This window comes from Peribacillus sp. NPDC101480, from assembly GCF_050277335.1.
Lineage (GTDB): Bacteria > Bacillota > Bacilli > Bacillales > DSM-1321 > Peribacillus.
Genome location: NZ_JBNNSB010000002.1, coordinates 501,460 through 522,387 on the forward strand (window position 1 = coordinate 501,460; position 20,928 = coordinate 522,387).

18 protein-coding genes are annotated in these 20,928 nt (G+C 36.8%); 2 read left to right on the top strand and 16 right to left on the bottom strand.

Features of this window, described 5'->3' with window-relative positions; all coding sequences use genetic code 11:
- Nucleotides 1-82: 82 nt before the first annotated feature.
- Genes ACQKMF_RS09940 through ACQKMF_RS09950 form a run of 3 tightly spaced genes read right to left on the bottom strand, consistent with a single transcriptional unit; the run spans nucleotide 83 to nucleotide 3,137 of the window.
- Nucleotides 83-895 carry an enoyl-CoA hydratase/isomerase family protein gene (locus ACQKMF_RS09940; RefSeq protein WP_427572848.1) on the bottom strand — a complete coding sequence of 271 codons (813 nt, stop codon included), beginning with the start codon at nucleotides 893-895 and terminating at the stop codon, nucleotides 83-85.
- On the bottom strand, nucleotides 896-1,987 hold the full coding sequence (locus ACQKMF_RS09945) for an acyl-CoA dehydrogenase family protein (protein ID WP_427572850.1): 1,092 nt from the start codon (nucleotides 1,985-1,987) through the stop codon (nucleotides 896-898).
- Nucleotides 1,980-3,137 carry an acyl-CoA dehydrogenase family protein gene (locus ACQKMF_RS09950; protein ID WP_427572852.1) on the bottom strand — a complete coding sequence of 386 codons (1,158 nt, stop codon included), beginning with the start codon at nucleotides 3,135-3,137 and terminating at the stop codon, nucleotides 1,980-1,982. Before ACQKMF_RS09950 ends, ACQKMF_RS09945 begins: the two co-directional genes overlap by 8 nt.
- 319 nt (nucleotides 3,138-3,456) lie before the next feature.
- Here ACQKMF_RS09950 and ACQKMF_RS09955 point away from each other — a divergent pair, with 319 nt between their 5' ends.
- The gene (locus tag ACQKMF_RS09955) at nucleotides 3,457-3,585 is read left to right on the top strand and encodes a hypothetical protein (protein WP_286141254.1); all 129 of its coding nucleotides are present in this window, start codon (nucleotides 3,457-3,459) and stop codon (nucleotides 3,583-3,585) included.
- 288 nt (nucleotides 3,586-3,873) lie between these two features.
- On the opposite strand, the gene ACQKMF_RS09960 is transcribed toward ACQKMF_RS09955, so the two are convergent.
- From ACQKMF_RS09960 to ACQKMF_RS09975, 4 genes are all read right to left on the bottom strand, one after another.
- Nucleotides 3,874-4,845, bottom strand: coding sequence for an NAD(P)H-dependent flavin oxidoreductase (locus ACQKMF_RS09960; RefSeq protein WP_318290852.1), 972 nt, complete (start codon nucleotides 4,843-4,845; stop codon nucleotides 3,874-3,876).
- 88 nt (nucleotides 4,846-4,933) lie between these two features.
- Nucleotides 4,934-6,205, bottom strand: coding sequence for an MFS transporter (locus tag ACQKMF_RS09965; RefSeq protein ID WP_101221715.1), 1,272 nt, complete (start codon nucleotides 6,203-6,205; stop codon nucleotides 4,934-4,936).
- A gap of 1,457 nt (nucleotides 6,206-7,662) precedes the next feature.
- A complete protein-coding gene (locus ACQKMF_RS09970) occupies nucleotides 7,663-8,931 on the bottom strand; it encodes an MFS transporter (RefSeq protein ID WP_318290851.1) in 1,269 nt (422 codons plus the stop codon).
- A gap of 361 nt (nucleotides 8,932-9,292) precedes the next feature.
- Nucleotides 9,293-10,480 (bottom strand): CaiB/BaiF CoA transferase family protein, encoded by a 1,188-nt coding sequence (locus ACQKMF_RS09975; RefSeq protein WP_427572854.1) that lies wholly within the window; start codon nucleotides 10,478-10,480, stop codon nucleotides 9,293-9,295.
- 590 nt (nucleotides 10,481-11,070) lie between these two features.
- Here ACQKMF_RS09975 and ACQKMF_RS09980 point away from each other — a divergent pair.
- The gene (locus ACQKMF_RS09980; RefSeq protein ID WP_421162147.1) at nucleotides 11,071-11,202 is read left to right on the top strand and encodes a hypothetical protein; all 132 of its coding nucleotides are present in this window, start codon (nucleotides 11,071-11,073) and stop codon (nucleotides 11,200-11,202) included.
- 164 nt (nucleotides 11,203-11,366) lie between these two features.
- On the opposite strand, the gene ACQKMF_RS09985 is transcribed toward ACQKMF_RS09980, so the two are convergent.
- The 9 genes from ACQKMF_RS09985 to ACQKMF_RS10025 all read right to left on the bottom strand — a co-directional run bounded on the left by ACQKMF_RS09985 (nucleotide 11,367) and on the right by ACQKMF_RS10025 (nucleotide 20,896).
- Entirely contained in the window at nucleotides 11,367-12,146 is a 780-nt protein-coding gene (locus ACQKMF_RS09985) for an SDR family NAD(P)-dependent oxidoreductase (RefSeq protein ID WP_101221712.1), read from the bottom strand.
- A 376-nt stretch (nucleotides 12,147-12,522) separates the two neighbouring features.
- On the bottom strand, nucleotides 12,523-13,527 hold the full coding sequence (locus tag ACQKMF_RS09990) for an MBL fold metallo-hydrolase (protein ID WP_427572857.1): 1,005 nt from the start codon (nucleotides 13,525-13,527) through the stop codon (nucleotides 12,523-12,525).
- Between the two features lie 350 nt (nucleotides 13,528-13,877).
- Complete coding sequence (locus ACQKMF_RS09995) at nucleotides 13,878-14,693, bottom strand: SDR family NAD(P)-dependent oxidoreductase (protein ID WP_101221710.1); 816 nt, start codon at nucleotides 14,691-14,693, stop codon at nucleotides 13,878-13,880.
- Nucleotides 14,694-14,705: 12 nt separating this feature from the next.
- Entirely contained in the window at nucleotides 14,706-15,884 is a 1,179-nt protein-coding gene (locus tag ACQKMF_RS10000; protein ID WP_427573184.1) for an acyl-CoA dehydrogenase family protein, read from the bottom strand.
- Nucleotides 15,885-16,250: 366 nt separating this feature from the next.
- Complete coding sequence (locus ACQKMF_RS10005) at nucleotides 16,251-16,637, bottom strand: MaoC/PaaZ C-terminal domain-containing protein (RefSeq protein ID WP_427572859.1); 387 nt, start codon at nucleotides 16,635-16,637, stop codon at nucleotides 16,251-16,253.
- A gap of 11 nt (nucleotides 16,638-16,648) precedes the next feature.
- Nucleotides 16,649-17,056 carry an FAS1-like dehydratase domain-containing protein gene (locus ACQKMF_RS10010; protein WP_101221707.1) on the bottom strand — a complete coding sequence of 136 codons (408 nt, stop codon included), beginning with the start codon at nucleotides 17,054-17,056 and terminating at the stop codon, nucleotides 16,649-16,651.
- Between the two features lie 27 nt (nucleotides 17,057-17,083).
- Nucleotides 17,084-18,268 (bottom strand): acetyl-CoA acetyltransferase, encoded by a 1,185-nt coding sequence (locus ACQKMF_RS10015; protein WP_101221706.1) that lies wholly within the window; start codon nucleotides 18,266-18,268, stop codon nucleotides 17,084-17,086.
- 1 nt (nucleotide 18,269) lies between these two features.
- Nucleotides 18,270-19,682, bottom strand: coding sequence for an OB-fold domain-containing protein (locus tag ACQKMF_RS10020; protein ID WP_427572862.1), 1,413 nt, complete (start codon nucleotides 19,680-19,682; stop codon nucleotides 18,270-18,272).
- Nucleotides 19,683-19,810: 128 nt separating this feature from the next.
- On the bottom strand, nucleotides 19,811-20,896 hold the full coding sequence (locus ACQKMF_RS10025; RefSeq protein ID WP_427572864.1) for a CaiB/BaiF CoA transferase family protein: 1,086 nt from the start codon (nucleotides 20,894-20,896) through the stop codon (nucleotides 19,811-19,813).
- Nucleotides 20,897-20,928: the final 32 nt, after the last annotated feature.

The window sequence follows — 20,928 nt, forward strand, 5'->3', positions numbered from 1 at the left end:
AAAAGGACTGAAAATGCTAAAACATAGCTTTCAGTCTTTTTGCTAATTTTTAAGAGATTAAGATTTCATAAACGTTATAAAATTATTTGAAGTTTGGTTTTCTTTTTGCAACTGCTGCATTAACACCTTCATGATAATCTTCAAGTTCTGTAACGATTCCCATTGCTGACGAAATCATATCGAGAGAGGTCCGTAGATTCATATCCAGCCCTTGATAAACAGCTCTTTTTGTAAAACGCATTGTTGCTTGTGGGCCTTGAACTAATTTTTCAACATAACAATCAACAAATTCTGCTAACTTTTCATCCTCTACAACATGAGTAACTAATCCCATGTCTTTTGCTTCTAGTGCAGTTAATACGGTGCCAGTCCATAGTAACTCTAATGCTTTATCAGTTCCAATTATTCTTGGTAAAAACCAAGCTGCACCATCCCCAGGAACGATTCCTGATTTTACATAGCTTTCTGAAATTTTCGTACTTTCTGCTGCAATTCGAATATCACAAGCCAAAGTCATATCAAATCCTGCACCAAATGCAAATCCATGTAGAGCAGCGATAACCGGTTTATCAATTTCTTGTAATAAAAGAGGAACTCTTTGAACTTTTTTCCACAGCGAATTCTTTCGTACTAGTGCAGTTGATGTTAAATCTTCTGTTCCATCATTATTTAAAAACCCTTGCCCTTCTGCCATCGATTTAATGTCCCCACCAGAACAAAATCCTCGGCCATTTCCAGATAGTACAACTACTCGAATATCTTCAGAATCACGAACTGTTTCCAATGCATCAATCCATAGCTCAATCATTTCTGCACTGAAAGCATTTAAACTACTCGGACGATTTAAAGTAATTTTTGCTACATTGTTTTCAACTGTAAAGATTAAGTCTTTCATTTATTTCCCCACCTTTTTTCTATTATCTTCTACACAAGTAATCATAGACCAAAGTTGATTTTTCTGTAATTTTATTAGTTCTTCAGTTACGATTTGTTCCCAGTCTGATTCTGTACCAAATTCGTCCCGCCATGACCAAAGCCGTCTTGTACTGTGATGTAAAGTATGCTCATAAGTAAACCCAATAGCTGCTAGTACTTGATGAGCAATTTGATTTGCCTTACCTGCCGCTTCGTTAACCCGTATTTTTGCAAATGCTATTTCTTTTGAAAATTTGCCTTTATTATATGATTCAACCGCACAATTTGTAGCAACGCTAGCAGCTGCAACTTCTCCAGCAAGCAGTGCTAGTTGTTGCTGAATTGCTTGAAATCGGTGGATAGGTCTTCCAAATTGGGATCGTTCTGAAGTATGATTTATAGTTAAGTTTAGAATGTTTTCTAATGCACCCGCCATCATGGCACATCGTGTAAGTGCACCACTATAAAGCACTTTTTTCACCTGTTCATCTTGGTTTACTTCAAATTGCTTACAATCTTCTATAAAGACGTTTTCAAAGATCACCACATCCCTTGCTTCTCCAGCAAGATTTTGCCCGTGTATTATTTCAGCCTTTTCTAATTTTACGAGTGAGAGGGTTGGGCCTGCAGTAGTTTCCCCAAAGACTAACAATTTTTGAGCAAAACGAGCCCAAGGAACATTTTTTGCTTTTCCGGATACAATCCAACCATTCCCACTTTTTTTAAATTGAAGAGGTTGCATATCTTTTGTGTAAAAAACCGTTAATATTTCGTCTGTTACAGGTTCTCCTATCCCGGATAATAACCAATTAGCGATATATGTTTCAGCAAGAGGAATAGGTGCTGAGTATTTTCCTGCTAAATGCAGGATGCTTAATGCATCAAAAAAATCCCCACCATTTCCCCCTAAGCCTTCAGGAATTGCAACTGTTATTACTCCTAAATCCACCAATTTCCTCCATAACCCACCTGCCCAAATGCCATTTTCAGCCTTGTTAATTACATCTTTTGTTGAATATTTTTCCATAATTTTTGTTGTTGATTCGATAATCATTTCTTGTATATCACTCATTATTGATTACCCCCTTAGCAACAATTCCTCGGAGTATTTCTGTTGTACCACCACGTAAAGTAAAACCTGGTGATTGTAGTATGGATTGAGCCATTAACTTTTCTAATCGGTATACAGAATCTATGGAAGGCATTACTGTTACAACCAATCTGGTGATTTCTGCAATTTCCTGTTCTAATTTTGTTCCCATATCTTTTACTAAAGACGCAATGATATTTGAAGGAACTCCTTCTTCTAACATTTTGGCAATTCCAAGTGACATATTTCGTAATGTCCACAGTCTAGAGATCACTCTACTAACCTCATTTAAACCTTTCTTATCCCCTTTTTCTATTAATTCATTCGTTAGTTCGTTTAGAAGAGGATAAGTACTTAGAATCCGTTCAGGACCACTTCTTTCATATGCTAATTCAGCCATCCCTTGTGCCCATCCATTTCCAATTTCACCTACAACCATTTCATCTGGTATAAAGACATTTTCAAAAAACACTTCATTAAAATGATGTTCACCTGTCATTAAATGAATGGGTCGTATGGTAACTCCCGGGGCTGACAAATCTACAACTAATTGACTCATTCCTGCATGACGATTTTCCTGAGTTTGAGGAGAGGTGCGACAAAGGGTGATCATGTAATGAGAAACATGTGCCCCACTTGTCCAAATCTTACTACCATTTAATAACCATCCTTTGTCGACTCTGACTGCTCTTGATTGTATTCCAGCTAAATCTGAACCAGCATTAGGTTCACTCAACCCTATTGAAAAGTAACATTCTCCTTTTGCAATTCTAGGTAAAAAAAACAGCTTTTGCTCTTCTGTTCCACATTTAAGAAAGAGCGGTCCAGACTGTCTATCTGCAATCCAGTGACCAGAAACCGGTGCCCCTGCTGCTAGTAATTCCTCTGTAACAATAAATCTTTCAATGGATGATCGTTCCTTTCCACCATATTTAGTTGGCCAAGTCATTCCAATCCAGCCTCGTTCTCCTATTTTCTTTGAAAACTCTGACGAAAACCCACTCAGCCAGCTATCACATCTGGGCTCGATTGCTCCACTATCTATTTCATAACTTATAAACTGTCTTATTTCTTTTCTTAAATCTTCTATCTTTTCAGGAAGTTGAACAACTGGTATATGCAAACCTTTCATTCATTTACCACCTCATTCGTAATTTTTTAGATCTTTTTTCATCTGAATAAGACTACATTGCTTGTAATAACTTTTTGATATACACGTTTAATACAAACATCAATTTCCTGACCAATAACAACAGGGTAAAGGGAGGCGAAATAAGGTAATAACAAGTTTTCTTAAGGAATACACATATTAAACATGCAAGAATGATACCAATAATTCCGAGTAAACCTAGCTAAAAATCAATCATTTCGCAAAACTCCCCAAAAATTACACAATTGCAAATAGGTTATGGCACTCTATTGAAGTAATTGGTGTTGGATGTAGAACTTAATTGGAAGATATTGAATTAATTGAGTATAAAAATAATTTAATATCAAAAGAAAGAGATTTAATTGTAGAAGTATTTGTTAAAGTACGGAATAAAAATCAGTTGTTCCAAGGAAGTGCCATTGATCCCTAAAGAAATCCCCTATCCTAATAGAAAGACATAGATGAACAACGCTTGAGCGAAAGAATACAGAAAAAAACCGAATATTGGACTCTTTTAAAAGAACTCAATATTCGGGATATTTTTCATATTGTTAATATTTTTAAAATTGTAAATGTGTTTTTGTTAGACCAAACTACTTTTTCTTTTCCACCAGGACATACTTGGCAGATCATAACTAACTTGAATTCATTTACTTTCTAAAAATACAGATTACATTCCTCTCTTTTTCCATATCCCACCGATTTAATGTAACGATATTTAACACTGAATTTTTTTAGTTGAAATTAGTGTAGATAATGCTTTTTCATACTCCTCCTCGAGTTCATTGACTATTTGAGCGATTGGTAGAATTTCCTCAATCATACCTACCCCCTGACCAGCAGACCAAATGTCTTTCCATGCTTTAGCATCGGAATGAGATACATCAACAGTCTCTTTACTCTTAAGTCGTTTTGGATCAAGGCCTGCCTTTTTAATACTAGGAACAAGATAATTTGCATTTACTCCGCTAAAAGCATCTGTATAAATAATATCTTCGACTGTTGAATCAGTCACCATCTTTTGATATTCTTCTTTAGCGTTACTTTCTTCCGTTGCAATAAATCTAGTACCCATATAAGCAAAATCTGCTCCTAATGCTTTGGCTGCTAGTATGTCTTGACCGTTAGTGATACAGCCTGAAAGAAGAGTAATTCCATTCCAGAACTTTTTAACTGCACCTATAAATGCAATTGGATTGATCGTCCCTCCATGTCCTCCAGCACCATTACACACTAGTACTAATCCATCAACACCTGTTTCAGCTGCTTTTTTGGCATGAGCAAGTGTGGCTACATCAGCGAAAACAAGCCCACCATATTCATGAACAATACTAACAATTGCTTCTGGCTTTCCTAATGAAGTAATGACAATCGGTGGTTTGTATTGTTTAATTAGTTCTAAATCTGCTTCATACCGTTTATTTGATTTATGAACATTAAGGTTTACAGCCCATGGGGCAATTATCTTGTCAGGGTTTAAAGTTTGTGCTTCTTCCAGATCTCTTTTTATTTGTTTCATCCACCCTTCTAAAATTTCCCCAGTCCTAGCATTTAATAAAGGGAACGAACCGATTATTCCTGATTTACAAGCTTCAATAACTAATTCTGTACCTGAAACAAGAAACATTGGTGCACAAATAACAGGCAACCTTGTATTGTCCAAAAGTAAATCTAATTTAGCATTTGTCATGATTTTTACCCTCTCTTTTGATAGATTTTAAATCCACAAGTACCACAGAAGTTAATAATAGAATTGGTCCCTTCCCAATTTCAATCATTTACAATGCTTGTTGTTCTGTTTCATCCATAAGTTTTTGTTTCTTTTTAACTTCATTGTCTGGTTTAGCAAAAGCAATGAGTAAGATGCCGGCGATTATCGATAGGCCTACAACCATTAGAATAGTATTATCATATCCCTGAACAATATCTTTACCTGCCGCCTGTACTAAATTACCACTGACAATAGGCCCGACAACACCCGCAATTGTAGAAACCCCTGCAAATGTTCCAATCATTAAAGATGTACGCTGGGGAAGTAGGCTGCTTGATATATGTGGTCCCATAACAAATACAGCAGAAAGACAACCTTTCCCTAAAATAAGAACAGCGATCGTCCAAGCAATAGAATGAATTTCAGTCATAGAATAAAAAAGGGCTGCTCCAATAAAAAATGTAAATCCAGCAACTAACACACGAGATTTTCGATAACTGGAATTTTTCTTAAATAAGTAATCTGAAAAAATGGAAATAGATATGGTAACTAACCCTGCTAAAAGTCCAGTCAACGAAGCTACATAACTCATTTCAGATGTTGAAAGTGCCTTTGCTTTAATAAGGAAAGAAGGCATCCAAACTTGAATCCAAGAGAGGTACCAATAAACTGTAAACCCAGCAAAAAGAGTGACTAAAAATGTTAAAGAAAACATACTTGAAAGGATGGTCTTTAAATTCTCTTTTTCCTTAATAATTGGTGCTTTAGCAACCTCTTCACTACTTTCATCCGGCCGTTCTTTACCTAGCCAGACCCATAAAATTGTCCAGAGGAGACTTACAAAACCTAATGACCCAAAGGATATTTTCCAACCGAAAGTTTCAATCAAATAAACCAGTATGGGTGCACATACAAGCCCGCCTACAACCCCTCCAAAATTAAGAATGGAAGTGGCCATTCCTCGTGACTTTGCTGGAAACCAATGATTTAATTGGGCAATTGCAGTTGCAAAAAAAGGGCCTTCGAAAATACCTAATAAAATTCGATAGGCTATAAGTAATTGTAGATTTGTTATAGCGAATGCTCCAAACTGTAGAATTGTCCAAGAAATCGCCATAATCGTGATCATTTTCCTAGTTCCAAACCTGTCCGATAGAGTACTGCCAAATATATTCGATATAACAAATGACCAGAAAAAGCTACTCCCTACTAATCCCCACTGTAAGGGTGTAAGTCCAAATTCTTCTGTAATAGATACAGCAGCATACCCAGCAATTGCCTTATCTGCGAAATTAATTACATAAAGAAAAAACATAAAAGCAAGGATAGCCCAACGCATAATAAAATCACTCCTCGACTATTAACATTATATTTTATTTACCACCACGTAATTAAGTTAAAAGTGAATGATATTAACCTTTCAGAATGCTTTAGTAAAAACCAGTAATTTATTTCCAACATACTCATACTCAACCTTCTAATTAGAGGATTTACATCATTCACATGATGAAGGCAATATTCAAATGAGTTCGTTAGAATTAATTAAATTACATGTTTGCATTCAGTTTATTTAGTGTTCTTTACAATACAAAATGTTATTAATACTAAAAGGTGTGATTTATCTATGGAAGAAACTTCTTTTTAACTTCCATGTTTGTCTTTTTAGATTTTGGTTTTCTTCTATAGATACTCCATGCCACAAAGTCTTGAATTTTTCTATCAATCCTTTTTCCGTAAAGGGTTCAGGAACACCTTTAGAAAAAAATCCCTTGGTTATATGAGTTCAAAACGATTACTCTTTCTGGAATTGTTTTGTATAATCATCATTTAGATTTGGCCCTATCGTACCCATCCCATTTCTTAACAATGTCATAATCTGTTTATCTAAAAAAATTTATTTCGTGATTTCATCCAGTCCTGCCTGTTCCTTATTCAGATAACTTTCAATTTAAATTAGGATGGATCTACCGATAGCAGGAACGAATTTTAAATACTCTTTTCATAAGTTCTATTCCCCTTTCTTATTCAGTAAAAAATCCATCTTTCAAAATTCCACTACTGTTTTATACCGACACTTTCCCAATTGTAAAAAAAAGGATTTTTCTCACCTCCTATGGATTTCCCATTCCACTGATACCGCTTTCAAAAAAACGAATATAAAATTGGTTAACAGTCATTGATCATGGTGGAAAAATAGTTTTTACTGTCAAATAATAGCCAAAGTCTGTATTGGAGTTAATGTAGTTATCTAATTGAGAAATGATGACTATCATTTGACTACTATATATAGATGCAATTATTATGCCAATACGGCGAAGTGAAAATATGGTTCTATGAAGATTACTTTACATTAATCACAGCTAAACATAATAAAAAATGTACACTTGACTGTGTTTAATTAAACACAAGAGTGTCATAATTCAGACAACAAGATAAACTTCTATACTCTATAAATCTGTTCCCTTAATATGCCACTTACTTGTAAACCCTACAATTTGTTCTTATATCGATTAAAATGCATGGTTTCAATTCTTTTATAAATTTCTGATTCCCTCGAGACTAATTCGCGATTTCCAGCTCCTCAATCTCAATCACTTCTGCCCTGTAATTACAGATATAAGAGAACAACAAGACAGGTCAAGGATGTATATGGGACAGATCCAAAACTTTAATTCCACTTGGCATACTAAACCTTCCTTCGATTCCGAACATTTCGACTTCTCAATTCATAGAAATTTATTACTTATATAGAATCACTCTTTGCAAAGTGCAAAAATTGAAGGACTGAATATACACTCAAATAGTATGGTTTTTAGAAGCGCTTTCTTTTTGTTCAAAAGGTGCATTTACTTTATTTTCAAACGGATCATACATTTTTTCTCGGATAAACAACCAAGGAATTATTCCGGACAATGCATAAGCTATACCAAGCATTGCTAAGCCTAATCCGATTGATTGGGATTCCGCGATTATCCCTATTGTAATAGGTGCAATCGCTGCACCAAATCGCCCGATATTATATGCTCCTCCTACAGCGGTACCTCGAATATGTGTTGGGAAACTTTCACTCATGTACGTTGAATTTATGCCATATTGTGCCCCATAGAGGAACCCAAGAATTGTAAGTAATACAATGATATTAGCTGGTGTGTTATACAAATAAATGACCGGTAAGAAAATTGCTGTAGATATACCTCCCATAATATACACATTTCGACGCCCAAATCGATCTGCTAACCAACCAGCAAGAATTTTACCTAAGATCATTGCTGCATAGCTTCCTACAAGATACCCTGTCATCTTTTTAAAATCGAATCCTAATTCATCTACAATATAGGTAGGTAACCAAGTCCCTACACCGTAATAACCAAACTGTAAAAAGGTTGAAGTAAGGATCCAGAAAAGGAAAACCACTCTTGTTTTCGGATCGTTGAAAATTGTAAACCATTCATTTTTCTTGATTTTTTTAGGTTGTTGCTTTGCTTCTATCCATCCTTTTGGTTCTGGTATCTTTAATCTAATATAAATTGCCAAAATTACAGGAACAATAGATATAAAATAAAGAGGTCGCCATCCGAAAATCGGCAAGATCGCTCCTGCCAATAAGGCTGCAACTAAGTATCCAACTGAATAAGCCGCTTGTAATGAACCCAAAATAGTCGTTCGTTTTTTCGTTGGTACATATTCAGCCATAAGCATCGTGACTATAGAATATTCTGCTCCTATCCCAATAGCAGATATAAAACGAATGAGGATAAATTGCTCGTAGGTTTGCACTAGGCCAAGTAAAGCAGTACCAACAGAGAAAAGTACCATCATATAGGTTGCCATCCGTACCCGACCAAATCGGTCAGATAACCAGCCACCTATGATTCCGCCAGTTGCCATGCCAATTAAAGACCATGTGCTGATGATTCCCGCTTGTGTTTTAGAAATTTGGAATTCTTCCATTAAAGCAGGAAGAGTTAAAGATAGGATTTGTAAATCCATTCCATCTACCACTAAACCTAGAAAACAGGCGATGAACACAACAATCCATTTGCGATTTGATTGAGCTTTTTCCATAAAAACACCCTCCTTTTTTACACACTATATTTTATTTGATACACTTTATTAGTTTCAAAGACGAATGGTTTCTGTCCAAGGCTAGGTATTGGGGCGTAATGCAACCTGCCTGTACCGCTTCCATTACACCCAAATACGGAAGGTTACGGAAATGTGGACCTCGGCTCAAATCCGTGCTCACAAAGATGGCTACCATACATGCATTTAACATTTTAGATTTATTAACTGACGGGTTTCGATGAAGTTGTATCTAAGAAATCCATATCAATAAAGTAATTTGGAGTTTTGAATCTCTACCAATTCAGCCACAAAATCTATCTTGTCTAGACAAGATATACCGACTTTAGTTTTGAATTCTAAGTCAAATCACCTTCCCGCTTTTTAGTTTTTTAATTTGGGTTGTAGAGTAACCAAGTTCATCTAATACTTCTTCTGTATGTTCCCCGAGCAAAGGTGGGTAACGTCGAAGGTTAGCAGGTGTATTTGATAATTTAACCGGGAATCCGGGAACTTTTAAATTTTTCACAATAGGATGTTCAATTTCAATCAACATTTCCCTTGAATGAACATGAGGGTGATTAAGAATTTGTTCTATGGTGTGTATAGGACCGCACGGAACCCCGGCTCTGTTTAGCCTTTCAAAAACCTCTTTGCTTTCCATCGTAATCATTCTCTCAGAAATGATTTTTACGAGTTCTGTGCGATGGGTAACTCGATTGACATTTGTTGTAAAACGGGAATCTGCCAGTAAATCCATCCATTCTAAAGCATGGCAACATTTTGTCCATAATCCATCATTGGCTACTGCCAATATGATATCCATGTCCTTAGTCCTGAACGATTGATAAGGAACAATTGAAGGATGAGCGGATCCCATTCTTCCAGCAGGGCTGCCTGTTGCCATGAATCCGGTTGCCAAATGATTTAACAAAACAATTTGCCCATCAAGCAAACTTACATCGACAAACTGTCCCTTTCCTGTTTTTTGTGTAGAGAATAATGCACTTAGAATTCCATAAACAGCAAACATACCCGTTGTCAAATCTACGATGGACATCCCTGCTTTTGCGGGTGCCCTGTCAGCATCACCCGTAATACTCATTAGTCCTCCAAACCCTTGCAACAGAAGGTCATAGCCCGCTCTAAACCTTTCGGGGCCTGTTCTACCGAATCCCGATATTGAACAGTACACCAAACGGGGATTTATTTCTTTTAATGTTTCATAACCTAAACCGAGCTTTTCAAGTGTTCCTGTTCTATAGTTTTCTACTAAAATATCCGCATCTTTTGCTAATTTATATATGATTTCCCTTCCCTCTGTACTTTTTAGATCAACCGTAATACTTCGTTTGTTTCGGTTTGATGTAAGATAATAGCAGCTTTCACCGTTCCATGTTGGAGGAGTGAAACGTCTTGACTCATCTCCCTTCCCAGGCTGCTCTACCTTTATCACATCTGCTCCCATGTCTCCAAGCAACATGGTGCAAAATGGACCAGCTAGTGTTCTTGATAAATCAAGTACTTTAATACCTTCCAAGGATGATTGCATTTTTATCTTCTCCTTATCAGTCTAATTTTTGGTAATTAGCGTTTTTTTTCATTCTATAGATTAGTACCTTTCTTGCTCCTAAGCTTTTACCACCATCTAAGTGAATCTCTTGCCCAATAGTATTTCGAGCTTCCTCCTTAGAAAAAACAAAACAGAATTTACAAATTCATAGGCTGTTCTAATGATTAGGGTCATCTGTTCCCTCATTAAACGTCCATGAACATCACAAGTCTAGGGAATATCAATTAAACTTTGAGAAATACATTTTACTGTTACATTTCGCGAATTCCAGTGATAAAGCACGGAATAAACTCACCCCCCTTCAGGTTAGGATTATTAACTTACTACACGAGGAATATATTCTCTGATGCATCAATCAAAATATTTGATTGACTCTAATTAATTGGTTACTTCCTGTTCGGGTGTTCTACAAAATTCTTTAAACTTTTCACTTAGAGAGTTATTAAAATTAAATGCAAGAATCATGCCATGATTACCAACTAATGAGGTAAAAGCGAGGTTATCTTTTTTATCTATAAATTGTTATTTTACTATTAACTGGAAGAAGGTTTTGATATAGGGGGCAGGGAATGATATATAAAGATTCTACTGCACAAAATAAACCTTTATATTTAGGGGCAGGTTCAGGAAAATGCGGATTTACAACGTTAAGAATTCCCTATTATAAAAACCCAAATTTTATCTATGAGATACAAAGATAAAATTTGGGTTTATTTTTTTACTAACGCACGATATAGTTTAAGTAGAAAACTTCATAATCTCTTTTACACTTTAACTGTTTAACATAAACCAATTCCTGCTTAAGAATCATTGGGCGTACCATCAGACTCTCTCTTGATAAAAAATCTTTATTCAATTAACAATTTTATAAAGTGCCTACCATACCACCGTCAATATTAACTGATGTACCTGTAACATATGAAGCAGCATCTGAAACAAGGAATGTAATCACTTTAGCTGCCTCATCCGTATTTCCAATACGTCCAAGTGGAATTTGACGTTCTTTACTAGAAAATTGTTCCCATGATAGTCCTGGGTTCTGATTTTTCCACCTTTTTTCAATCTGTTCACTTCGAATCCAACCAATACATACGGTATTCACACGAATATTGTCTGGGCCAAAGTCTTTACTCATTGCTTTTGTTAAGGCCATACCTGCTGCCCTGCTGACTGAAGTAGGTAATGATGCTGCAGGAGGTGTCTTTCCAACTGCAGCTGTTACGTTGATGATCGCGCCTCCACCAACTTGTCGCATATGTGGTATGGCATAACGAGAACAATGAATGGCACCGAATAGTTTTAAATCAAGATCTTTCCGCCAAAGTTCAGTTCCTACTTCTTCAAATGGATGCGCTTGAGAAGTACCAGCATTATTGACTAAAATGTCTAAACGCCCATATTTTTCAACTGTAGCAGAAACTATCTTTTGACACTCCTCTTCGTTTGTAACATCCGTTTCTATAAAAAATACTTCTTTACCTGTTTGTTCAAAAATATAAGCAGCGGCCTCTTTTAAACGGTTTTTATTTCTTGCACAAATGGTTACCTCGGCTCCTTCTTTTACTAAATATAGTGCCGTTTCTAAGCCAATCCCTCTACTTGAACCAGTGATTAGCGCAACCTTTCCGTTTAACCCTATTTCCATAATAAGCTCCTTTCTAAAAATAATAATATTAAAAATTGTATTATTCTGTACTTATCAAAATGCTTATCGTTGTAAATCTGCATTTCCCTGACCCTACCCCGTATAGAGGTTGTCAATAATAAAAGACACTAGCTGACTATAATGTTATTTTTTTAAGACAGGTGATATGAATTTTTAAAAATGAAATATTGGGTATACCCTCCACTCACTGCTTGTTTTCCCTTGTTCATCATTAAGTATATCGTTTGTGTCTTTAACGAACGAACGGTTCCCATCGTTTAACGCATTTTACACATGGTCACAATGTTTTACTTAAATAATAACCAAGTATAGATTTACATACGATAGGAGTCGTTATTTTCAATTAAACATACAATCAACCACAATAATAGTTACGGCAAGGAGTGGAGTCATTAATTTCAGATTTATACTCAGTGTTCTCCATACTCATGTTGAAAGCGAGAATAAAGTCCGTTAAAAAATCTTTAAATGGTTCTCCGTTCTTGATAAGCCGAACTAAATGTTTGACTATTCCTATTTTTTCACTCTTTATAAATAATGGACTTCGTTTGTATTGATTCTTGTAATAAAAAATTTCTTGATTCGCTAACTCCCGAGGTAAATATCCTGCTTTTATAAAGCGCTTAATTTTTTCTTCCCTTCTTTCAATAATATCCAAATAATGGTTCAGTTCTTTTTTATATTCATCTTTAAGAAAAATTCCTTTATGATGTGAAGTGACGAAATATTTTGCTTCAACATCTAATGTTTTTCGTGCGGACTCTATAAAGTTGTCAATATTACTTTCCGCATCACAGTAAAAGGGTCCAAAAGAGCTTAAATCAAAGTCTCCTACAAAAAGGATTCCGTAGTCGGTGAGATAAGGACAACAGTACCCTTCTGTATGGCCAGGAGAATGTATCATAATAACATTGGTATCCGACAACTTCATATTTAAATCATATGAATAAGTACTATGAACATCTAGCGTTCTCTTACCAATAATATGATCTTGATATTTTCTATTCTGCTGTTTCTGAACCAATTCTTTAATGTCTTCTTTACCAAATACAGCATAAAAACCTTCAGACTTTAAGATCTCATGTATATCAGATACCTTTTTGATATCAAATGGGTTAATAAATTTTTCAGCTTCGGTAAATAGTTGTGCCCCCCAAATATGATCAACATGATGGTGGGTCAAGTAAATTTGCTTCACATTGTGTTCTTTTTGCAAGTAATCAAATGCTTTTCGGCCTGCACCACAATCTATAAGGGTTGAATGTTCTTGTCCCCTAATAATTAGTGATGTTGAGAATGGAACATGGCTATTATTTTCACCCATGATAATTTCCACAGGACCTATTTTTCGGTAGTTCATTCTCATTCCTACTCTCTTAATCTACTTATTGGGGCTTCTGTATCACCAGAATTTTCAGCAGCGTCAAATAGTCCATAAACCCATATCTCTACACCTTTCCAGGAGGTGTTCCATTTACTCCTTCTTTCATAATCCAGTATTGAAAACAACTGGAGGAAAGAGTAAAGAATGAGGTGAATAAGTGTATCGCCTTCGTAGAAATGTCACATATGAAGGGAGTTGATTGAGACTAGACAATAATTGTTAAGATCGATCCTTTTTTAACAGAAAGGAAGGATCGATCTTATTCACGGAATTGCCAAAATATAGGTAACTAGAGTGTCTAGTCGCTGATGATTTATTCTCGAATATTAACTATATGAGCCCCCGTTTACCAAGTGTACCTGTCCGTTTATATAGTTTGAAAGTGGAGAGGAAAGGTAAAAAATTGAAGAGGCTGCTTCTTTAGCTTCTCCAGCCCTTCTTTGCGGGATTTTGTTGATAATCGCATCCCTCACTTTAGTTGGAATTCCAACCTGAGCTCCATTCACGCTTCCTCCTTCCTCTTTCGGTCGAGTTAGACGTGTATCAATAAATCCAAAAGCAACAGAGTTACAGTTAATATTAAATTGTCCCCATTCTAAAGCAATTGTCTTGGTTAATCCTAGTAAACCAGCTTTAGCTGCTGCGTAATTTGCCTGGCCAACATTTCCTTTAACTCCCGACATAGAGGAAACATTAACTATTTTCCGGTAATTAGTTACCCCGTTTTCAATTTCTTTTTTTGCAACGTCACGCATGTATGGAGTTGCCTCACGAATTAATCGAAATGGAGCAATTAAATGTATGTCAAGCATCTCCTGAAATTGTTCATCCGTTAATCGATGAACTAAATTATCTGCTGTATATCCGGCATTATTCACAAGAATATCTAATCTTCCAAAATTCTTTATGGTTGTATGGATAATATTTTTTGCAAAATCGGGTGCCGTTACATCTCCGCAGAAAGAAATGGCTTCACCACCTGCTTCCCGTATGGCTGTAACCGCTTCTGCAGCAGGGGCTTCATCCTTATCCGTGATGACCACTTTTGCACCATGATCAACGAACATTTGAGCAACTTCCCGTCCAATACCTCGAGCAGATCCAGTAACAATTGCAACTTGATTTTTTAACATTTCACTCATCACCTTCCATCCTCACATTCCCAGTTTTTTTGCAATAATAACTTTCATAATTTCATTCGTGCCCGCAAAAATTGGTGAGATTGCAATATCTCTATAACGGCGGGCGATTTTATATTCCTCCATATAACCATAACCTCCATGGAGTTGCATACATTTAGAGGAAATCCTTCTAGCCATATCAGTAATCCACCATTTTGCCATCGAAACCTCTGTAACGATTTCCTCTTCATTTTGATGCCTTACTATTAACTGATCTATAAATGTACGTCCAAGCTGAACCTCCGTTGCAATTTCCGCTATAGTAAATTGAGTATTCTGAAATTTGCTAATAGACTGGCCAAAAGCTTCTCTTTCCTTAACATATTGAATCGTAATATCAAGCATATCCTCTGCAGCAACTTGACCACCAATTGCTGCTAATATTCGTTCTTGTTGGAGCTTAGACATCAAATATTTAAAGCCTTGGCCTTCTTCACCAAGTAGATTGGTAGCCGGCACTTTGACATCTTCAAATATAAGTTCGGAGGTATCCTGAGCATGCATTCCAACTTTTTTCAGTTTTCTTCCTCTCGAGAAACCTGGTGTGTCTTTTTCTACCAGTAATAGACTGACTCCTTTATGAGGAGGATTAGCCGTTGGATCTGTTTTGCAGGCCACTACAATTAAATCAGAATGTATACCATTTGTAATAAATGTTTTTTGGCCATTAATAATGTAGGAATCGCCATCCTTAATGGCTGTTGTACGAATATTAGCTAAATCCGAACCTGTTCCTGGTTCTGTCATGGCAATAGCTGTAATAATGTCCCCACTAACACATCCAGGAAGGTATTTTCTTTTTTGCTCTTCTGTACCAAATGAATCTAAATAAGGAACGATGACATTACTATGTGTTCCTGGTCCTGCAAGTCCTGCCCCAACCCTGCCTAATTCTTCAGTCAGAATAATAGATAAACCAAAATCTCCATTCACTCCACCATACTCTTCGCATACATAGGGACATAGGAAGCCATTTTGACCTAATTTTGTCCAAAATGAGCGGGGAACCAATCGATCTTCTTCCCATTGTTCAAAGTAAGGGATTGCCTCCTTTTCCAAAAATTTTCTTAGCGAATCTCGAAACATTAAATGCTCTTCGGAAAAATAAGGACGTTCTGATTTTTGGACATCATATACTGCAGTTTTTGTCATTTTAATACCTCCATTTTTATAAAAACTGGGAACTTTCATTAAAAAATAAGGATACAACTCCTTTTTTAAATTGTTTTGTCTCAAAGCAAAATCAATCAGCAACAGCCTCTGATTCATAACATCCAGAAGATTTATACCACAGTTGGTTAATCCGCCGGCTCTGCCCGCTCCAATTGAAAATTCTCAAATATCGAATAATCTTCATTAAGTAAATTCTCGCCTTTAACTTGATTGTTTAATTATGGTAAAATCTCGATCACTTACCGAAACAGTTAAACTGAATGATATTATATGTCTGTATGTTATATTTAAATTATAGTAATCTAGCGACTTTACGCTCTTTCTTAAACATTAGTCCATTTAAAATTATTTAGTTTTTTTGACTTCAAATTTAGCCTTTACTTTTACCTGCCCTTCTTCGTTAATAGCTGAAGCTTCACAAATCCATCGATCTTTGGTTTCATTTACAATGCTGCCTTTAACTGTGATTTTTTCTCCAGGTCTTGTCATAGCTCGAAATCTAACAGAAAATTTTGCAAGGTCTTTTACGGAGAACCATTGACCAATTGCCTGACCAACAAACCCCATAATCAACATGCCATGCGCAATCACTCCACCTAATCCCGCTGACTCCGCAAATGGTACAACCGTGTGTATAGGATTAAAATCTCCCGATGCTCCTGCATATTGAACGAGCTGTGAATGAGTAATTTCTTCTTTTTGCAACGGCTCAAAACGATAACCAACTTCCATCCCATTCCCCCCTAGTGTCTTTCAATAACGGTTGAACGGCTAATTAATACCGTTTTGCCATTTTGGTTTAGATATTCTTTTTTTAGAACCACAAAATTCATGGATGATTTCGTATATACATTTTCAACTTCACTGTTTACAGTAATCACATCACCTGGCTTAATTTCTCCTATATATTCGTACTCTTGTTCTCCATGAAGTACTTTCTTAACGTTTAATCCTAAAAGCTCAGATGTGGAAGCTCCCCCACCCCAGAAGTCTATAACAGTCGGAAAAGTGGGTAAAATCCTTTCTCCATTTAGGTAATCTTCTTCAAGATCACTAATCGCTAATGCAAGTTCTTTTATTTTCCCTTTTTCAACTTTGAAGGTAAAGGATTCTAATTTCATACCGATTTTTTCTTCTAATGCTGTACTCAAAATCATCACTCCCCATTTTTCGATCTTTTACGAAATTTCTTTCCCTACAATTGATATGAAAGAGACACACTGCATAGGAGTTCCACCAAGATTATGGGTTAAACCGATCTTAGGATTATCCAATTGCCTTTTCCCTGCACGACCTTGGAATTGTAAATACATTTCATAAAGCATTCTCAAACCACTTGCCCCAATAGGATGTCCAAAAGACTTCAATCCTCCATCTGGATTAACTGGTAATTCGCCTCCTAATTCGAACACACCATTTAAGACGTCCTTCCACCCTTGCCCACGTTCGCTGAATCCTAAATCTTCATATATAACTAATTCTGTAGGAGTAAAACAATCATGTACTTCGGCCATACTGATTTCTTTTCTTGGGTTTTTTATACCTGCTTGTCGATAGGCTGCCTGGGAGGCTGCTACATTCTCTTTAAAGGTCGTAAAGTCATAGTCTTGGCGTAATCGCCCATCTCCAGGGCCTGCAGCTATAGATAACGCTTTCACATACATAGGGTCTTTTCTATATTTATGAGCATCTTCTGTACGCACAATAATTGCAGCTGCTGCCCCATCTGCGACTCCTGAACAATCCATGATTCCAAGCGGTGCTGCTACCATTGGAGATTTAGAAATCTTATCCATTGAAACTTCACTTCGATATTGGGCTTTTGGATTCAAAGAGCCATTATAGTGATTTTTCCAGGCGATTCGTGATAGTACTTCTCTTCCTTGTTCAGGGGTTAATCCATATTTTTTATAGTATGCCGGTGCCAGGAATGAAAAGGAAGCGGGTGCAGAATAATTTGGTGCTGTCCCATCACTTGGTGGTTTTGGTGAATTTAGACCACTAAATCCTGAATCCTTTAGTTTTTCCACTCCAATTGCAAGGACAATATCATAGGCACCTGAAGCCACTGCATAACAGGCGTTACGAAATGCTTCAGATCCTGTCGCACACATATTCTCGACTCTTGTGACTGGAATAAACTGTGTTTTTAACGGACCTGATAACGTGATACCTGCATACCCGGAAATCATCGTTCCAAGCCAAGCAGCTTCAACATCCGTTGGTTCAATCCCTGCATCAGCGAATGCTTCATAGGCTGCGTCTACTAATAAATCATCTACACTTTTATCCCAATGCTCAGTAAACCTTGTACATCCCATTCCAATAACGGCAACTTGATCACAAATTCCTTTTTTGCTCAAATCAGTCACTCTCCTTGTCCCTAATAGGCCGCGCTTTCCAGAAATAATTACTGATGCCCCCTGCTTCATACAGGCGTCTGAATGTCATTTCTACATTCATGCCAATCTCAATTTCCTTCATATTACAATCGGTTACCTCACATATAATTCGTCCTCCTTCTTCAAAGTCAACAACAGCTACAATCATTGGAGGCGCAGGAGATGCTGCTAGATAATCTAGTGTAAAGGTAGTCACTTTGGCAGATTGACCAACAAAGCGATAATCATCCATCTCATCTTTGGCTTGACACTGTACACATACACGTTGTTTTGGAAATTGGGGAGTGCCACAATTACGGCATTTTGAACCAGTAAATCCAAGGTTTTGATGATAGTTTCTATATAATGCAGGAGCTGATGGTCGATCTGTATCTGGTCTTCTTGGCGCTTCAGTTTTTATTAAATTTCTCCATTTCAGATAGTCACTGTAAGAAATTTGATCGTTTTTTACATTCAAATAGCCCTGAACTCCTTTGCGTTTACCAAGTTCGGAAATTGCCTCTGTTACTTCAAACAACATGAAATCTACCCCTTCTGCAAACGCAGCGACTAGTAATCGATCTCCAGGTTTGGCATCTTCCAACGCAGACACGAGCATCATGGGTGCATGAGCAGTTCCTGTTGAACCAACCATATCAAACAAAGGATTTTGCACTTGATTACTTTGGAATCCTAGTAAACGGGCAGCTTCTAAATGGGAACGTGTTCCAAGTCCCGAAATAATAACCTTAGTAATCGAGTCAGCAGTACAATCATTTTTTTCCAGAAAAGGAGCAATTGCATTCTTTACTTGTTTTATAAATACAGAGGATCCAAATCGTTCATCCCAGTTTTGAGTGAATAGGTCAGATTGGCTACGCCAATGACTGAGGATTTCACCCTGGACACTTCCTCCATCAATGATATTTGCAATGACATCCGCTCCGCTGCCGACTAAGATAGAAGCCGCCCCATCACCAAACCATTGTTCATTTTGTCCAGTTGGCGCACCCGTCCGACAATCTGAGGTAATGATAAGTGTTTGTTCCTTTTCGTTAGCAGCTAAAATAGCGGAGGTTCCGCTTCTTAGTGAAGAGGTTGCTTCGATTCCCCGTACACTTTCATTTAAATTTAATGCTGTGGCTATCGTTGGAACCGATCCTTTTTCTTTGTATGGAGCGCTTGTTGTAGCAAAATAAATAGCATCAACATTTTGGGTATTAACTCCTTGTAAGCAATCAAGTGCTGCTTCAACTCCCATAGAAACACTGTCTTCATCATACCCAACAACAGCTTTTTCACCACCAAATGTAGGTTTGCCAAAAAACTCTCCGATTTTTTTTCTTTGGAGCCGATTATATGGAATATAAGCTCCGTAAGAAATAATTCCTTTCATACTTTTTCCTCCTCTCAATTTCAATCATTATGATGTAACAAGCCATTTTTGATGAAACCAGATTCATATTTATATAATTAGTTAGAAAAGATTTTCCAAATTAAGTACTCTTTCCTAAAAATAGTTTTTCATTTTAGTTGCTTGAATACATTCGAATGTTGTCCAAGTTCTGGTGGGGGTTCGATACAACTTTGGATATTATCATCATACCTTGTTGCTGTGTAGCGGATACCTTCTTTTTCAATAATGTAACCTCTATTCTTAATTAATGGATGATTAAACAATTCACCTGTTTCAAGTACGGGAGCTAGACAGCAGTCAATTTCCAACGAAAACTGAGTCCAATCTGCCATTGTTCGGCTAGCAAATAACTCTTTCATTTCTAAGAAAACTGGATTTTCATTCTGAGCAAGCGAAAAATGTTCTGAAATCCAATTTTCCCTTTTTAATGCATTGCAGAAATTCCTCCAAAACTTCGGCTCTAATGCTCCTAAACTCACAAACCGGCTATCTTTGGTTTCATAAATAAAATAGCAAACGTGCTTACTTTGTAACTTTGCTTTACCATACTGCTCCCCTGTGATACCCTCAATTAGAATATGGTTAGACATTAATGGCAATAGTGAATCCGTAATTGAGACATCAAGGAATGTCCCTTCTCCAGTTCTTTCTCTCTTCACCACCGCTCCTAATATCGCTTCACTTGCTGTTATTCCACCGATAAAATCAGCAATTTGTGCGCTAGGATGAATAGGTCGCCCCTTCTCATCTTTTAATTGAGAAAGTAAACCGCTAATTGACATATAGTTGAGGTCATGCCCTCCTAAATGGCGCATAGCTTCTGTTTGCCCATAACCTGAAAGCGAACAATAAATGATGTCTTGTTTTTCTTTAGCGGCTTCTTCATAACCTATGCCTAGACGATTTGCTACACCAGGTCGGTAACTTTCAATCACTATGTCAGCAGAGGCAATTAATTCTAAAGCAGTCTGCTTATCTGTTGGTTTCTTTAAATTAAGTACTATACTTTTTTTATTACGGTTCTGGGCTTGAAAAACAAATCCCATCATTTCTTTTCTATATGATACACGCGAGGGATCCCCCATTGGTGATTCTACTTTTATAACCTCGGCTCCTAAATCGGCTAAACGTAATGTTGCATGGGGTGCAGGGAGATATTGGGAAAAGTCAATGACACGCATTCCTTCAAGCATTAATAATTTCTCCTTTCTTAACCCTATCCATT